Here is a 15,799-nt window from a genome sequence, read left to right on the forward strand (position 1 = left end):
GGCACCGTGCGGCATGCGGCATGCGGCATGCGGCGTGCGGCTTGGGTCGCCGGTTACGGCGCGGGGTGTGAGCCGTCCGTCACGGCGTTGGGTGCGGCCCGCCCGTCACGGCTTGAGCAGCACCTTTCCGACCAGGGTGCGGTTCTGGACCGCCCGGTGCGCGTCGGCGGCGCGGGCGAGCGGGAACACCTCGCCGATCACCGGCCGCAGCCGGCCGGCCGCCGCCTCCTGGAGCACCCGGCCGAGCAGCGCGCGGCGGCGCTCCGGCGTCAGCTGTACGTCACCGATGCCGAGCAGGGTGATGCCGCGCCGTTCGGCCTCCGTCGGGTCGACGGCCGCGAACCCGGTGCCGCCGGGGGCGCCGTGTGCGGAGAAACGACCGCCGTCGGCGGTCAACGGGAAGGCCGCCAGGCCGAGTTGGCCGCCGACGCCGTCCAGGACGAGATCGACGCCGCTTTCGCCCAGCGCCGCCCGGGCCCGGCGGTCCCATCCCGAGCCGGCCGCGTCGATCACCTCGTCCGCCCCCAACTCCCGTACCAGCGAGGTCTTTTCGGCCCCGCGTGCCACGCCCACCACCCGGGCGCCGAGCGCGTGGGCGAACTGGACGAGCAGGGTGCCCATGCCACCCGAGGCGCCGGTGATCAGGACGGTCTCGCCCGGCTTGAGCGCGGTGGTGTCGAGGAGCGCGAGGGCGGTGACCCCGTCGTGCACCAGGGAGGCCGCCTCGCGCAGGCCGACGCCGTCGGGCACGGGGGAGAGGTGGGTGGCCGGGACCCTCACGAACTCCGCGTAGGTGTTGTCCGCACCGGACACCGCCACCCGGCGGCCGGCCAGCCCCTCGTCGACACCGGCGCCGACGGCGGTGACCGTGCCGGAGACGCCGCCGCCGGGCACGTAAGGGGGCTTGACGTGGAAGTACTCGCCGAAGGCTCCCGCGCGGATCTGGGTCTGCACGAAGAGGGTGTCGATGTGGTCGACGGCCACCACGGCCTCGCCCTCCCCGGCGACCGGGTCCGGCGCGCTCGCCGTCACCAGTACCTCGGGCCCGCCGAATTCCTTGACCTCTGCCACACGCATGTCGATCACTGCTCCCAGCCTGTTCACCCGTGCCGGTGCGCTGCCCGTGCCGGTGCGCTGCCCGCGCTGCCCGCGCTGCTCGTACGGCGAGTGTTCGACCTCAAGTGCGCTTGAGGTCAAGGACGGACGGCTGGTCGGTCCGTACTCCTGGTCGGCCCGTACTAACGGTGCCGGGATTCCCTTAAAGTGAGGGAAGCGAGGGACAGCGAGAGGCGAGGGAAGAGGGCTCGTCTCCGTCGGGCCCGGAACGGGAGTCACGCGTGGAGGGCAAGGAGCCGGGAACGGTCCGGCCGGGCGGGCGGACGGCCCGGGTACGGGCCGCCGTGCTGCGGGCGGCCGGGGACGCGCTGGTGGAGCACGGCTTCGACCGGCTCGACCTCGCGGATGTCGCGCGCCGGGCGGAGGTGGGCAAGACCACCGTCTACCGGCGCTGGTCCACGACGACGGGTCTGGTCGCCGACCTCCTGGACGACATGGCCGAGCAGTCCTCGCCGCGCGCGGACACCGGCTCGCTCGACGGCGATCTGCGGGCGAACGCCCGGCTCGTCGTCGGGACGCTGACCGACCCGCGGCAGGGTGCCCTGTTCAAGGCGGTGATCGCCGCCGCCACGTGCGACGACCGCGCGGCCGACGCGCTGCGCCGCTTCTACGCGACCCGCATCGAGGAGTGGGCGCCCTGCGTGACACGGGCCGCCGAGCGGGGCGAGGTGCCGCCCGGCACGGATGCCCGTGAGGTGATCCGTGCTGTCTCCGCCCCGCTCTACTACCGCTTCCTGGTGAGCGGCGACCCCCTGGACGAGCCGACCGCGGACCGCGCCGCGCTGGCCGCGGGGGCGGCTGCGCGGGCGGGTGCGTACGGGAGTTGAGGGGGCGGGTTCCTTGGCGGCGCTGGGGGCTGGGGCATCTCCGCCCGCTTGTGCAAGGGCGACGGTCCACCCTGGCCCTTGAGCCCTTGAGCCCTTGAGCCCTTGAGGCCTTGAGCCCTTGAGCCCTTGAGGCCTTGAGGCCTTGAGGCCTTGAGGCCTTGAGGCCTTGAGGCCTTGAGGGCGTTTGAGGACGTGCGCGCCCGTCCGCCCGAGCGCCCAAGCGTCGTCCGGGCGCGAACGGGGTCCGGGGCGGCGTGGAGCCCGGGGCTCAGCGGGGTTTGCCGAACCAGTGGGCGAGCGCCGGTACCAGCGCATCCGGCCCGGCCCAGCACACGTAGCCGTCCGGCCGGATGAGCATCGGCCCGGTGCCGGCGCCCGAGCCCACCCGGTCCACCCCATTCACCGGGTCCACCGGGTTCACCCGGTCCACCCCGTTCACCCGGTCCACCCGGTCCGACCAAGGCCCGGCGATCCTGGCGAACGCGTCGGCCGGATCGAGCAGGACGCCGCGCCCGGACCGCAGCAGCTCGTGCACCCGGGTCGGGCCGAGGTCCAGGTCGGGCGCGGCGTGGCCGACCAGGGGATGGGCCTCGGCGCCCGGCATCGGGTAGCGAACGGCCGTCCCGGACATCAGGCCGGCGAGATGCCGCTGTACGTCCGGGAGTTGGGCCAGGGCCGTGAAGACCTCGCGAGCGGCGAGCACGTCCGGGTCGCGGGTGCCGGCCCAGTCCATGAGGAGGCTCTGCGCCCGGACGTTGCGCAGGACGGCGGCCCCGGCCGGATGCCGTTCCGCGTGGTACGTGTCGAGCAGGTGCTCCGGAGCCCAGCCGTGCACCGCGGCGCCGAGCTTCCAGCCGAGGTTGAACGCATCCTGCATCCCGGTGTTCATGCCCTGTGCGCCGAGCGGAAGGTGGACGTGGGCGGCATCGCCCGCGAGGAACACCCGGCCGTGCCGGTACCGCTCGGCCTGCCGGGACGCGTTGGTGATGCGGCGGGCGTAGCGCAGTTCGAGCAGCCGCACCCCCGTGCCGAAGACGGTGGCGAGGCCGTCACGGACCTCGTCCTCGGTGACCGGTATCTCCCTCGACAGGGACCGGCCGGGACCGCCGAGTACCAGCCGCCGCAGCGGCCGGCCCTGCGCGTCGGTGCCGAGCGGGAACAGCGCCGCCCAGTGCCCGTCCTCGCGCCAGGTGTGCGAGCCGGCCTGATCGGCGCCGCTCAGCCGCACATCGGCGGCGACGATCGTCAACGTGCCGGGCTGCCCCGGGAACGCGTCCCGCAGCAGCGACCGTACGGTGCTGTGGGCGCCGTCGGCCGCCACGAGGTAACGGGCGCGGAGCGCCGAGCCGTCGGTGAAGGACGCGGTGACACCCTCGTGGTCCTGGGCGAGGCCGGACAGCTCGTGGCCCCGCCGGGCGTACAGGCCGCGCTCGGCCAGGTGCCGGTCGAAGAACCCCTCGATCACCACCTGCGGCACCGAACGCCACGGCAGCCGACGCCCGTTGGCGTGGAGCGGGAGCGGGATGCCCGCGAAGTGGCCGGTGGCCACGGGGTGGTCCCCGGTGGCCAATAAGGGCTCCAGGAGCCCTCGCTGGTCGAGCGCCTCCAGCGTGCGGGACTGTACGCCGCCCGCCTTGGACAGGTCGCTGCGCCGGGTCAGCTTGTCGACGAGAACGGTCGACACCCCCGCCGTCAGCAGCTCGTTGGCGAGCGTCATTCCGGTCGGCCCGGCGCCGACGACGAGCACATCGGTATCCATGGAACCTCCTCTGGCTGTGCGATCAGAACAGAGGCAACGCTCCGCCGCCCACCCCACCCGCACCAGAAAGCGGCCCCATCACGCCGGTATCCGACATGCACCGGCCGGTCTGCGGGGGAATCCGACAGCAGGCGCGATCCGGAGTCACGGCCGCGTGGGACAGGGCGGGGGCCCGGAGCCCGGGCCCGCTCGACCTTGGGCAGCCGCCTCTAGGGTGTTCATCGCGCAATGACTCGATCGGTTCGGAGACGCCATGACCATGCCCATACAGATGAAGTTGGTCGCGATAACGCTGGACTGCTCTGATCCGATGGCGCTGGCGGCGTTCTATCAGCAGGCAACCGACCATGAACTGCACCCGAAGTCGGATGCCGACTTCGCGGGCCTCAACGGCGAACACGGCCTCCTCATCGGGTTCCAGCGGGTCGACGACTACCGGGCTCCGAGCTGGCCCGGCCAGATCGTCCCCCAGCAGCTCCATGTCTGCTTCAAGGTCGAGGACTTGGACGCGGCCGAGGCCCGGCTACTGGAGTTGGGCGCGGGCAGGCCGGACCACCAGCCGCACGGCGACAAGGCGCGGGTCCTCACCGATCCGGCCGGGCATCCCTTCTGCATCATCAGAAGCTGATCGAGGGGTTCGAGGGCGCCCCGGTGCCGGTCAAGGTGAGGCAGCGTGAGCGCCACCGCGCCGGCGTGGCCGTCTCGCTCAAATCATCCCGCTCAGGCCGTCCCGCTCAAACCGAGGAGTCGCGCCGGGTGTCCGAGGTCATCCCCATCGGGGCAGCGGCGACCAGCAGCGCGGCGAACGCAAGGGGGGCGACCGACTGGTACCCCATCCAGACTTCGCCCCCGGCGCTGCTGCCCTGCCACGCCATCAGGAGGCCGGCCAGGGCCGTCAACACCCAGCCGGCGTCGTAGGCGATCATGAGCCGCGTGTAGGTGCGCATCGACCGGCTGCGCGTGTATCCGATCTCGAAGCCTCCGCCGATCAGCAGGGCCACACCCGAGACGACCATCAGCCAGGCCGGAGTGCCGAGCAGCCGGCCGAGCGGGGCGGCACCGGCGATGCAGACAGCGGCGAGCACCACCTTGAAGGCGCCATCGGCGATGGCTCCCACGGTCTGACGGGTCACTCGCGGTGCCACGACCTGGGTCATGAGCGTCCCCCTTGAAGTTTGTCCCCCCACCACTTCCATAACGAGATTACGGTAATAATCAACCTATGAGAATGACAAGAGCGGAGGCCAAGGAACGCAACCGCCGTGCCCTGCTGGACGCCGCGTTCCAGGTCGTGTCACGGGACGGATACCGGGCCAAGCTTGAGGAGATCGCCGAACGTGCCGGCTTGACCACCGGCGCCGTCTACTCGCTGTTCGGGAGCAAGAACGGTCTGGTGGTCGCCCTGGTCGCCGACCACCTGCGGCCGTACTACGAGGAGATCGAGCAGGTGGCTCCCGCCGAGCTCGATCTTCTGGAGGCGGTCGACGCCTTCGCCCGGTACTACCGGCGCAGTTGTGACGCCCCGGACGCACTGGCTCGCCTGTCGCTCCAGATCACCTTGCTGGACATGGCTCTGCACGACCCGGAGCTGGGCTCCCGGCTCGCCACGTCGGTCCGGTCGCAGGAGGACCATCTGGCCGCGCTGTTCACCGGAAGGTCGCACAACGGAAGCGTCGTGACGTCGCACCAGGCACAACGCCTGACCACCGCGCTCAGGGCACTCTTCGTCGGCCTCGGCCAGGGGGTCCCCCTCGGTCTCGCCCCAGCGGCCGACGAGCAGTACTTCGTCGACATGGCCCGCGCTCTGGCATCCGGGATGTCTCTCCTCGATCACGGTGCGGGTCCGGATGCATCGTGATGGCCGATCGGGCGAGGCGTGCGACCGGATGCCTCTCGATGCCCTGTGCCATCGGCCCCGAACCTCTTGGGCGAGCCGGTCAGGGTGATGTACGAATCAGCTGTTCTGGGCCCCCGTCGCGATCGAATCGCCGTTGGCCGTGGTGCTGCGATGTGGAAAGCCCCGAACCCGCCCTCACCGCTTCGGATCTGCACGTGGTGATGTGCTGTGTGATGTGCACCTTTACCTGTACGCCGTGCTGAGCTGCACTGTTGATGGGGAGTCGAACCCCCGCGTTGCTCTTGACGCGCCAGGAGTGGGCTGGAAAACCGCCGGCCCTCGGTGTGTGCACGCCTCCGAAGCAGCTACCTGCTCCACATCGTCCCTGCCTGCTGGACTGCTCAGTCCAGCAGATCGACCTCCCAGTTCGTGCGCTGGATCCGCACATCGACCTCGCGGATCTCCCGCGCGAGAACATCCGCCTGAGCGCGCAGTTCCGCGACCGGAAGCGCGGAAAGCATCATCAGTTCGGACCGGAGTTGCCGGCCGTATCCCCGCTCGCCGCTGCCTGCCGCCGCGTCCGCCGCCGCGGTGACCACGGAGTGTCGCAACCGCAGGACGTCCCGGCGCGCAAGAGCGTCGGTGAGCGTGCCGTCGGGACCCATCTCCACGGTGGCGTTGGTCCGGTTGATCCGCCGGATCAACGCTTCCAGAGCGCTCAGCACCTCACCGGCCTCAGCCAGCAACTGGGCGGCATTCTCGGCGGGCGCCTCCCCCTCCTGGTACCGCGCACTGCTGACGACGCGCGCTCGCAGCTGTTCTACACGGCGCGTCGCTTCCGCTCGTTCCGCCAGTGCCTCAGCAAGCTTCACCGTCTCCACCTCCCCCTCCATGAACTCGCACAAGTATACGAGTGCGAACCGGCGCATATGCACGCGGATTTCGCTTCACGGGAGCCCTGACCAGCCACTGGAGCTGGAGTGAGAGCGGACAGCCGCTGCGAGCACCACGAACCGCTGCGAGCACCACGAAGGAGAATCCGGCCATACGAACGAGAACGAGGGGGAACCCGACAGCTTCAGCGCGACAGAACACCGATCGACCAGCCGACCAGCCAGCCGACCAGCCGACCAGCCGGCCGACCGGCTTCGTCGGGACTCCGCCAGGCCGTTCGGGGAACCACGGGGGCTCGGGGCGTCTGCCGAACCCGGACGCGGTCAACGGACTGCTGCCTGCGGCAGACTCTGAGGCGGGGGCGGTGTGGTCGCACCGCTGCCGCTGGGACGACTTGCTCCTACGGGCGTCGGCAGGTGCTGGTCCCGGACCAGCGTGTTCGCACAGGTAGGTGCCGCAAGACCCGCAAGAAAACTCCGAATCCCACCACAACTCATCGCGAAGGATGAACTGATTCACCTGCCGCACCGCCGTGCTGCCGCACTCGCAAGGCGATGCGATCTTCGCGGTCTGACCAGTCACCCGGGCTCACCGACGTTCCACTCCTGAGGCAGATCCTCGCCGCAGAAGACGCATACGAAGTCCTCCTCCCGCACGATGTTGAGCTCCCGGCAGGAGTGGCATTGGCGAAAGACGACCTCGTGCGTGAATCCGGGCGGTCGATGGATCCCGATCCGATCCAGAGCCTTGGCCACGGCGGGCCATGAGCTGATGTCCGGGCAGTAGCCGGTCGACTGGTTGCTGACCTCCTCGACCGCCCACCGGCCGGACTCCTCGCGGAAGCTCATCTCACCGGCGCTCAGGACCTCTCCGCCGCCGGCACACACCACGTGCTCACTGCGGCGCGGAGCCAGTCGCAGCACCCCGTCGCCATCGACGACGAACGTGAACGGCTCGGCCAACTCGTCCAGGGTCAGCGCCGAGACCCACTCGCCGAAGTCTGCCGCCGTGTGGATGCTCCGACCCTCACCACCCGCCCGGACGAGCTCCTTCAGCTCAGCTGGACCCACATACCGATACCTCTGCCCCCGCGTCTCCACGCACACCAACCTAGTGGCTCACACAGCCAGGGCCTGGGGGATTACCGCTCGGCGACTACGGGCGACTGGTGACAGAAATCCCTGCGAAGTGACAGTTATCGCTGCGAGTCACATCAATGCGACGCAGCACCGCCGGCGGAGTGGCGCAGCGCACTATTGCAAGCATCTGCTTGCAATAGTTAGCGCGATGGGTGCACCATCGGGGCATGGCATCGCTCAACGTCGGCAATCTCGGCGAGTATCTGCGCGAGCAGCGGCGCAACGCACAGCTGTCGCTGCGGCAGCTCGCCGATGCCGCCGGGGTGTCCAATCCGTATCTGAGCCAGATCGAGCGCGGGCTGCGCAAGCCGAGCGCGGATATTTTGCAGCAGCTCGCGAAGGCGCTGCGGATCTCCGCCGAGACGCTGTACGTGCAGGCCGGAATTCTCGACGAGCGGTCTCCCGAGGCCGCGGGGACGCGGAGCGTCATTCTCGCCGACCCCTCGCTCAGCGAGCGTCAGAAGCAGGTTCTGCTCCAGATCTACGAGTCCTTCCGCAAGGAGAACGGGCTCGACGCCGACGAAACGGGCACCGAAAGCGCGGCCGACGGCAGCGATGCCGATGGCAGCGATGCCGACGGCAGCGATGCCGACCACCCTCAAGCGAGCAACTGAGCACTGATCCGGGAGGACAGTCATGGCCATCACCGATGACCTGCGCAAGACCCTCACCGACCCCACCCCCCTCTACTTCCTCGCCGGCACGGCGGACATCGCGGGGCAGCAGGCCAAGAAGGTTCCGGCGCTGATCGAGAAGATCCAGGCCGAGGCGCCCGAGCGCATCGAGGCCGTGCGGCGCACCGACCCCAAGGCCGTGCAGGAGAAGGCGACCGCACGGGTCAAGGAGGTGCAGAGCGTCGTCACGACGCGGGCCAACGAGCTCTTCGGGGCCCTCGACGGCGACCTGAAGAAGCTCGGTGAGAACGCCCAGGACCTGGCCCTGCGCGGCGTCGGCGTTCTCGCCGAGTACGCCGTCAAGGCGCGCGAGGGCTACGACTCGGTCGCCGAGCACGGCCAGGAGGTCGTCAAGCAGTGGCGCGGCGAGGCCGCCGACGAGATCGTCGAGATCGCCACCGTGGTCGAGCCCGACGCGGAGACGAAGGACGCGGCTCCGGCCCAGGGCACGGCCCAGGACACGGCCGTGGCCGGCTCGGACGCCGACCAGCCCGCCGCCAAGAAGGCCGCCCCGCGCAAGGCGCCGGTGAAGAAGACCACCGTCAAGTCCGCGGAGTAACGCCTTCCGCGGTGCACGCGCCGGTTCCGCGGGGCATGCGCCGGGTTTCGCGGGGCACGCGCCGGGTTCGCTGGTCGGGCACCGCGTTGGGTACGGGTCGGGCACCTTCAGGGTGTCCGGCCCGTTGAACCAGTACCTTGACCGCGAGGCGTTTTCCACACACATCAGTACTGACTAGGCGGTGCACGGCATGTTGCTCTCGGGATTCAGCCTTTTCACCTCGCTGCTGTCCATCGCGATGCTCGTCATCGCCGTGGTGGCGCTGGTCTTCGCCGTCATCGCCCGCGAGGACGCGTACCGCGCGGCCGAGAAGCAGACCAAGCCGTTCTGGCTGATCATCCTCGGCATCACGGTCGTGGTGAACCTGTTCGTGCCCGTGCTCTTCCTCCAGCTCGCCGGGCTCGTCGCCTCGATCGTGTTCATGGTGGATGTCCGGCCCGCGCTCCGGCAGGTCTCCGGCGGTGGCCGGGGCGGCCGTCGTGGCGGCGGCTCCAGCAGCGACGGTCCGTACGGGCCCTACAACGGCGGCCGGTAGGCGCGGGTAGGCGGATCCCCGCAACGGGCGGTTCCCAGAACCGGCGAGTGGATTTCTCAGGCGCGGCGGCCGTTCCGGTCGCCGCGTTTGCGTTCGAGCAGGACCACGGCCACGTCGTCCGTCAGCTCGCCGCCGTTGAGTTCGCGCGCCCGGGTCACCGCCGCTTCCAGGAGGGCCTCGCCGCGCAGGCCGGACGCCAGCTGGGTGTTGATCATCTCCAGCATCCCGTCCTGGCCGAGCCGCTGGCCGCTGCCCGCGTCGGTGCGGCCCTCGATCAGGCCGTCCGTATACATCAACAGGCCCCATTCCCGGCCCAGTTGAACCTGCCGGCGCGGCCAGCGGGCGCGCGGAAGCAGACCGAGGGCCGGGCCCCCGTTCTCGTACGGGAGCAGCTGCGCCCGGCCGTCCAGGGCGATCAGTGGCGCGGGGTGGCCGGCCAGGCACAGCCCGGCGCTGCGGCCGTCGGGCGCGATGTCGACCGTGCACAGCGTCGCGAATATCTCCTCGCTGTCGCGCTCGTGCTCCAGGACCTCCTGGAGGGTGGAGAGCAGGTCGTCCCCGCACAGCCCGGCGAACGTCAACGCCCGCCAGGCGATGCGGAGTTCGACCCCGAGGGCCGCTTCGTCGGGGCCGTGGCCGCAGACGTCGCCGATCATCGCGTGGACGGTTCCGTCGGGCGTGCGCACCGTGTCGTAGAAGTCGCCGCCGAGCAGCGCCCGGGAGCGGCCGGGGCGGTAGCGGGCCGCGAAGCGCAGGTCCGAGCCTTCGAGCAGCGGCGTCGGCAGGAGGCCGCGCTCCAGGCGGGCGTTCTCCTGGGCCCGCAGCTTCGACTCGGCCAGCTTGTACTGGGCCGTGTCGGCGCGCTTGCGCTCCACCGCGTACCGGATGGCGCGGCTCAGGAGCCTGCCGTCCAGCTCGTCCCGGAACAGATAGTCCTGCGCACCGACCCGCACCGCTTCCGCCGCCCGCTCCGCGTGCCCGGACGGGGTGAGGGCCAGTACGGCGTGGCGCGGCGCGAGGCGGAGCAGATGGCGCAGGGCCGCCAGCTCGTCGTCGGGGTCGCGGCCCGGCAGCGCCAGGTCGAGCAGGATGCAGTGGACGTCGTCGGTGAGCAGTCGCTCGGCCTCGGTGAGGTTGCGGGCGGTACGGATGCGGATCCGGGGGCCCGCCGCGTCCAGCAGTTCGTGCACGGTGAAGGTGCCCGCCGGGTCGTCCTCGATGACCAGCAGGTTGAGCGAGCCGTCGCCGGCGCTGCCCGGCGCGGCCTGAGGGGCGGCTCGCTGGTGCGGTACGGGTACGTGCTGGGATGCGGGCATCGTCGGTTCCGGAATCCTTCCCTCCCCCCGAGGGCGCGGGGGAGCGCCGGTCGGCGCCCCACCAGCCGGGACCCTAGCGCCATCCACGGGCGTGGCGGAATGGCGTTGGGTGGTTCATCACGTCCGACCGGATGGCATATGCCACATGCCTTATTTGTCCGGGCCTCAGGAAGTTGCGCACTGCCCCGGTCGACGGGGCCGGTGTGCCCCGGGTGCCGGTGCGCGGGTGCCCGGCTTGCCCGTGGGGCGTGCCCGTACCGGCGCTCCGCCGTTGCCCGGGCGTGCCCGTCCCGCACGGCCGTCCCGCCCGCACCCTCCCCCCCCCCGCTCCTTTCTCCGCCCCATTTCCCCACTGTTCGTCGGGACTGTTTGTCGGGCGCCTCGCTGTATGTCGGGTCGCACGACTACTTGTCGGGCCTCACGACGCCGAGTATCGGCATGGAGCCCGCGCCCGTGATCGTCACGGTCCGGCCCGGGCGGGGGGAGTGCACGATCGCGCCGTCGCCGATGTACATCCCGACGTGGGTGGCATCGGCGAAGTAGATGACGAGGTCGCCCGGGCGCATGTCCTTGATCGCCACGTGCGGCAGCTGGGCCCACTGCTCCTGCGAGGTGCGCGGGATGGGGTGTCCGGCCGCGAGCCACGCCTGTGAGGTGAGCCCCGAGCAGTCGAAGGTGTCGGGGCCGGCGGCGCCCCAGATGTACTTCTTGCCGATCTGGTCCGTGGCGAACTTCACGGCCTTCTTGCCCTGCTCGCTCGCGCTGCTGTTGATGTCCTTCAGGACGCCCGTGCTCAGCCAGGCCGTCTGCGAGTCGAACTCCTTCTTGCGTTCCAGCTCGGCCAGGCGCTCGCGCTCCTGCTCCTTCAGCTGGGACTGGAGTTTCTCGGCCGCCGCGATCTTCTCCGTTATGTCCTTCTTCGCCGCTTCCTTCTTGACCCGGTTGGCCTCCAGGTTCTTCCACTGGGCGGTGGCGTCCGCGCTGTACGCCGCCAAGTCGGCCTGGGTCTTGTTCAGTTCGCCGAGCAGGCCCTGGGCCGCCTGCTGGCCCTGGCGCAGTGAATCGGCCCCGTCGAGGAAGGTCTCCGGATCGCCGCTGAGCATCATCTGCGCGCCGAGCGGCAGGCCGCCGTTGCGGTACTGCATCCGTGCGGTGGCGCCCGCCTGGTCCTTCAGGCGCTGGATCTTCTCCTGGCCCTTCACGATCTCCTGGGCCAACTGGACGATCCGCGCGGACTGTTGCTTGGTCTTCTCCTCGGCGAGGTTGTACGCGTCGGTGGCCACGGCCGCCTGGCGGTACAGGTCGTCGATCTCCTTGCTCACCTCGTCGAGCGTCTTGGGCGCGCCCGGTGCCGTGGTCGACGGCGTCGGTGCCGGGTCGGCGAACGCCGTGCCCGGCGCGGCCAAAGCGGTCAGGGCGCACACCAAGGCGATCGCGGTCGCCAAACGGCGCTTCTTCGGCACTGAGAACTCCCCCTCCAGTCAACTCCGGCCCCACACCGGAACACCGGGCAACCGCATGTGATTTACCGTCAGTAACATCACACCGATGCCCGCGATGCTGCCACGCCCCCGGCCAAAACGACAGAGGCGCAGGGGCCCCGGACGAGCTCGTCCCCTTCGCGTGCGTCGCCGCCCGGCTCCCATCCGTCTGACGAACCCCGGGCTCCAGGCGTTCCTCGGGCCACGGGAGTTCACTCGTTAGACGACAGCGACAGCGGCAGCGGCAGCGACTGCCCCAGCGACAACGGCCGACGCAGCGACAACGGCCGACGCAGTGACAGCGGCCGACGGAGGGACAGCGGCCGACGCAGTCGCAGCGATGCCGCAGCCGCAGCCGCAGCGATGCCGGGCGCATCGCCCCCCCGCGATGCGGGCCTCAACGGGGCGCGAGCGCCGACCAGTTGACCGTCACTTCGCCCTGCCGCCAGCGCCGGGCGCCGTCCACGACCGGCCAGTCGCCCGCCAGATCCCGTACGGACTTGATCCAGCGCTGGCGCGCGCCGAGCGAGGCGTACGGGGCCGCCGCCGCCCACGCCCGGTCGAAGTCGCGCAGGAAGGCGTGCACCGGCTCGCCCGGCACATTGCGGTGAATCAGCGCCTTGGGCAGGCGTTCTGCCAGGTCGGAGGGGCGGTCCAGGGAGCCGAGCCGGGTTGCGAAGGTCACCGTTCGGGGGCCCGAACGGTCGAGCGCGACCCACACGTGGCGGCGGCCGATCTCGTCGCAGGTGCCCTCGACGAGCAGCCCGTCGGGCGCGAGCCGCTCGCACAGGCGGGCCCAGACCGCGGCCACCTGCGCCTCGTCGTACTGGCGCAGTACGTTCGCCGCGCGGATCAGCAGCGGCGGCTCGGGCAGCGGGACCTCGAAGCCGCCGTGCCGGAAGGTGAGGCCCTCGCGTTCGTACGGCTTGGCCGCGGCGACCCGGGCCGGCTCGATCTCGATGCCCACCACCGAGACGGCGGGGGCCGCGGTCCGCAGGCGCTGGAGCAACTCCACCGCGGTCCAGGGGGCGGCTCCGTACCCGAGGTCGACGGCGACCGGGGTCGACGCGCGGCGCAGCGCCGCCCCGTGCGCGTCCGCGATCCAGCGGTCCATGCGGCGCAGCCGGTTCGGGTTGGTGGTGCCGCGGGTGACGGTGCCGACGGGGCGTTTCGCGGGCGGGGCGGGTGGAGCCATGGGACGAGGGTAGGCGGCGCGAGCGGTGTCTTCGCAGGTCTGGGGCGGCGTACGCGGTGCCTCGCGGGTCCGGACGGAATGCGGAGTGCCCCTCGCGGGTCCGAGGGGCGCGCACGCGGCGATCCAAGGGAGTCGGGGTGGGGGGGCCAGGGCCAGGGCCGGCGGCAGGTACCACGGCCGGGGCAAGCGGCGGTGGTCGCGGCGAGTCCGGGCCTGCGCAAAGCGGTGCCCCGGCGGGTCCGGCAACATTTTGGCAAAGTGGAAATGAAAGAGAGGGTTCCGGTGTTCGGGGCTTTGGAGGGGCGTCCCGCATGCCCGATCCACGTCACAGGCAGTGCCCCGATACGCGTCCCAAGGCAGTGCCCCGAGCCGAGGAGGCCCTCGACGTGAGCCAGTACGTGTCCCGGTTCGCCGGCACCCTGGCGGGGCCGCCCAGGCTCCGGCTGCCCGGCGGCCACCGCAAGCCGCGGCGGGTCGCCATGCTCAGCGTCCACACCTCCCCGCTGCACCAGCCGGGTACGGGCGACGCGGGCGGCATGAACGTGTACATCGTCGAGCTCGCCAAGCGCCTCGCCGCGATCAACATCGAGGTCGAGATCTTCACCCGGGCCACCACGGGCGGGCTCGCCCCCGCCGTGGAGATGTCGCCCGGGGTCCTCGTGCGGCACATCGACGCGGGGCCGTACGAGGGGCTGGCCAAGGAGGAGCTGCCCGCGCAGCTCTGCGCGTTCACGCACGGCGTGATGACGGCCTGGGCGCGGCACCGGCCGGGCTACTACGACCTGGTCCACTCCCACTACTGGCTCTCCGGGCACGTCGGCTGGCTCGCGGCCCAACGCTGGGGCGTGCCGCTCGTGCACGCGATGCACACCATGGCCAAGGTCAAGAACGCGGCGCTCGCCGAGGGCGACACCCCCGAGCCGGCCGCGCGGGTCATCGGCGAGACGCAGATCGTGAACGCGGCGGACCGGCTGATCGCCAATACCGCCGAGGAGGCCGACGAACTCGTCCGCTTCTACGAGGCGGACCCCGGCAAGGTCGCCGTCGTGCACCCCGGGGTGAACCTCGACCGTTTCCGCCCGGCGGACGGACGCACCGCCGCGCGCGACCGGCTCGGGCTGCCGCGGGACGCCTTCGTTCCGCTCTTCGCGGGCCGCATACAGCCCCTCAAGGCGCCGGACATCCTGCTGCGCGCGGCGGCCGAGCTCCTGGACCGAGACCCTTCCCTGCGCTCGCGGATGATCGTGCCGATCGTGGGCGGGCCGTCAGGGAGCGGCCTGGCCAAGCCGGAGGGCCTCCAGAAGCTGGCGGCCAAGCTCGGCGTCAGCGACGTCGTACGGTTCAAGCCGCCGGTCGGCCAGGACCGGCTCGCGGACTGGTTCCGGGCCGCGTCCGTCCTGGTCATGCCCTCGTACAGCGAGTCGTTCGGCCTGGTCGCCATCGAGGCGCAGGCGGCCGGGACGCCGGTGGTCGCGGCCTCGGTCGGCGGGCTTCCGGTGGCGGTACGGGACGGCTCGACGGGCTTCCTCGTGCAGGGCCACGACCCCAAGGACTACGCGACCGCGCTGTACCGCTTCGTCCAGGAGCCCGCGCTGGTGGAGCGTATGGGCGGCGCGGCCGCCCGGCACGCGCAGTCCTTCGGCTGGGGAACGGCCGCGGCGGCGACGGCGGACGTGTACACGGCGGCGATGCAGGCGCACCGGCGGCGGGTGCGCTCGCACGGCTGAGGTCCTCCCGCCGGGCTCGGGGGCTTCGCGTAGGCTCGCGGCATGGCTGACGTGCGGCAGGTCATCGAGGCGGCGCTCAAGGACGCGGAGCTCTCGTGGGAGTCCCCGGAGCCGGGTGCGTACGTGGTGACGCTGCCGGGCACCCGCAAGCTCTCCACGACCTGCTCGCTGCGGGTCGGGGCGCACTCCCTCTCCGTGAACGCGTTCGTGGTGCGGCACCCCGACGAGAACGAGCCGGCCGTGCATCGCTGGCTCCTGGAGCGCAACCTCCGTCTGTACGGGGTGAGTTACGCGGTCGACCGGCTCGGGGACGTGTACCTGGCCGGGAAGGTTCCGCTCGCCGCCGTCACACCGGAGGAGCTCGACCGGCTGCTCGGGGTCGTCCTGGAGGAGGCGGACGGTTCCTTCAACACCCTGCTGGAGATGGGGTTCGCGTCCGCGATTCGGCGGGAGTACGCGTGGCGGGTGGCGCGGGGGGAATCTACGCGGAACCTGGAGGCGTTCGGGCGGGTTACGGGGGAGGCGGGGTAGGGGGTACGCCCACCGGCCCGCCTGTATGCGCAGGGCTGAGGGTGCGGCCCCGGGGCTCCGCCCCAGACCGCCTGAGGAGCTGCGCCCCTCGAACCCCGCGGTGGCTTCGCCCCCTGCACCCCTCCCGGGGCCCCGCTCCAACGCAAGCCCCCTCGGCGCACTCCCCCCTCACACCGCAGAGTCAGCCCGAACCTCAACCGCAACCGCCA

16 protein-coding genes are annotated in these 15,799 nt (G+C 71.3%); 8 read left to right on the top strand and 8 right to left on the bottom strand.

All coding sequences use genetic code 11. The annotated features are described in order from the left end of the window. Positions 1-105: 105 nt before the first annotated feature. A complete protein-coding gene (locus ACFYNP_RS22175) occupies positions 106-1,197 on the bottom strand; it encodes a zinc-binding dehydrogenase (RefSeq protein ID WP_388787467.1) in 1,092 nt (363 codons plus the stop codon). A 140-nt stretch (positions 1,198-1,337) separates the two neighbouring features. On the opposite strand from ACFYNP_RS22175, the gene ACFYNP_RS22180 reads away from it, so the two are divergent. Next, entirely contained in the window at positions 1,338-1,943 is a 606-nt protein-coding gene (locus ACFYNP_RS22180; RefSeq protein WP_388787471.1) for a TetR/AcrR family transcriptional regulator, read from the top strand. Between the two features lie 268 nt (positions 1,944-2,211). On the opposite strand, the gene ACFYNP_RS22185 is transcribed toward ACFYNP_RS22180, so the two are convergent. Next, on the bottom strand, positions 2,212-3,702 hold the full coding sequence (locus tag ACFYNP_RS22185; protein ID WP_388787474.1) for an FAD-dependent monooxygenase: 1,491 nt from the start codon (positions 3,700-3,702) through the stop codon (positions 2,212-2,214). Positions 3,703-3,961: 259 nt separating this feature from the next. Here ACFYNP_RS22185 and ACFYNP_RS22190 point away from each other — a divergent pair, with 259 nt between their 5' ends. Then, complete coding sequence (locus ACFYNP_RS22190) at positions 3,962-4,330, top strand: VOC family protein (RefSeq protein WP_388416864.1); 369 nt, start codon at positions 3,962-3,964, stop codon at positions 4,328-4,330. Positions 4,331-4,436: 106 nt separating this feature from the next. On the opposite strand, the gene ACFYNP_RS22195 is transcribed toward ACFYNP_RS22190, so the two are convergent. After that, entirely contained in the window at positions 4,437-4,859 is a 423-nt protein-coding gene (locus ACFYNP_RS22195; protein WP_388787477.1) for a hypothetical protein, read from the bottom strand. A gap of 71 nt (positions 4,860-4,930) precedes the next feature. On the opposite strand from ACFYNP_RS22195, the gene ACFYNP_RS22200 reads away from it, so the two are divergent. After that, complete coding sequence (locus tag ACFYNP_RS22200) at positions 4,931-5,560, top strand: TetR/AcrR family transcriptional regulator (protein ID WP_388416861.1); 630 nt, start codon at positions 4,931-4,933, stop codon at positions 5,558-5,560. 380 nt (positions 5,561-5,940) lie between these two features. Here the strand turns inward: ACFYNP_RS22200 and ACFYNP_RS22205 are convergent, their stop codons facing one another. Both ACFYNP_RS22205 and ACFYNP_RS22210 read right to left on the bottom strand, forming a co-directional pair. Then, on the bottom strand, positions 5,941-6,411 hold the full coding sequence (locus tag ACFYNP_RS22205; RefSeq protein ID WP_388416858.1) for a DIP1984 family protein: 471 nt from the start codon (positions 6,409-6,411) through the stop codon (positions 5,941-5,943). A 600-nt stretch (positions 6,412-7,011) separates the two neighbouring features. Further along, entirely contained in the window at positions 7,012-7,503 is a 492-nt protein-coding gene (locus ACFYNP_RS22210) for a hypothetical protein (protein WP_388416794.1), read from the bottom strand. 236 nt (positions 7,504-7,739) lie between these two features. On the opposite strand from ACFYNP_RS22210, the gene ACFYNP_RS22215 reads away from it, so the two are divergent. The 3 genes from ACFYNP_RS22215 (at position 7,740) to ACFYNP_RS22225 (ending at position 9,340) form a co-directional block, all read left to right on the top strand. Continuing rightward, positions 7,740-8,186 carry a helix-turn-helix domain-containing protein gene (locus ACFYNP_RS22215; protein ID WP_388787480.1) on the top strand — a complete coding sequence of 149 codons (447 nt, stop codon included), beginning with the start codon at positions 7,740-7,742 and terminating at the stop codon, positions 8,184-8,186. A 22-nt stretch (positions 8,187-8,208) separates the two neighbouring features. Beyond that, positions 8,209-8,805, top strand: coding sequence for a hypothetical protein (locus tag ACFYNP_RS22220; protein ID WP_388416788.1), 597 nt, complete (start codon positions 8,209-8,211; stop codon positions 8,803-8,805). A gap of 190 nt (positions 8,806-8,995) precedes the next feature. After that, a complete protein-coding gene (locus ACFYNP_RS22225) occupies positions 8,996-9,340 on the top strand; it encodes a DUF2516 family protein (protein WP_388787483.1) in 345 nt (114 codons plus the stop codon). Between the two features lie 56 nt (positions 9,341-9,396). Here ACFYNP_RS22225 and ACFYNP_RS22230 read toward each other — a convergent pair whose 3' ends face one another. The 3 genes from ACFYNP_RS22230 to ACFYNP_RS22240 all read right to left on the bottom strand — a co-directional run bounded on the left by ACFYNP_RS22230 (position 9,397) and on the right by ACFYNP_RS22240 (position 13,332). Next, positions 9,397-10,656, bottom strand: a complete 1,260-nt coding sequence (locus tag ACFYNP_RS22230) for a PP2C family protein-serine/threonine phosphatase (RefSeq protein WP_388416782.1) — start codon at positions 10,654-10,656, stop codon at positions 9,397-9,399. Positions 10,657-11,060: 404 nt separating this feature from the next. Beyond that, positions 11,061-12,119 (bottom strand): NlpC/P60 family protein, encoded by a 1,059-nt coding sequence (locus ACFYNP_RS22235; RefSeq protein ID WP_388787485.1) that lies wholly within the window; start codon positions 12,117-12,119, stop codon positions 11,061-11,063. Between the two features lie 415 nt (positions 12,120-12,534). Further along, entirely contained in the window at positions 12,535-13,332 is a 798-nt protein-coding gene (locus ACFYNP_RS22240) for a class I SAM-dependent methyltransferase (protein ID WP_388416776.1), read from the bottom strand. A 386-nt stretch (positions 13,333-13,718) separates the two neighbouring features. Here ACFYNP_RS22240 and mshA point away from each other — a divergent pair, with 386 nt between their 5' ends. Then, positions 13,719-15,059, top strand: a complete 1,341-nt coding sequence (gene mshA, locus ACFYNP_RS22245) for a D-inositol-3-phosphate glycosyltransferase (RefSeq protein WP_388416772.1) — start codon at positions 13,719-13,721, stop codon at positions 15,057-15,059. A gap of 42 nt (positions 15,060-15,101) precedes the next feature. Further along, complete coding sequence (locus ACFYNP_RS22250) at positions 15,102-15,590, top strand: YbjN domain-containing protein (RefSeq protein ID WP_376212798.1); 489 nt, start codon at positions 15,102-15,104, stop codon at positions 15,588-15,590. The last annotated feature ends 209 nt before the right edge of the window (positions 15,591-15,799 follow it).

The sequence above is a fragment of the Streptomyces sp. NPDC006691 genome (genome assembly GCF_042869955.1).
Taxonomy (GTDB): Bacteria; Actinomycetota; Actinomycetes; order Streptomycetales; family Streptomycetaceae; genus Streptomyces.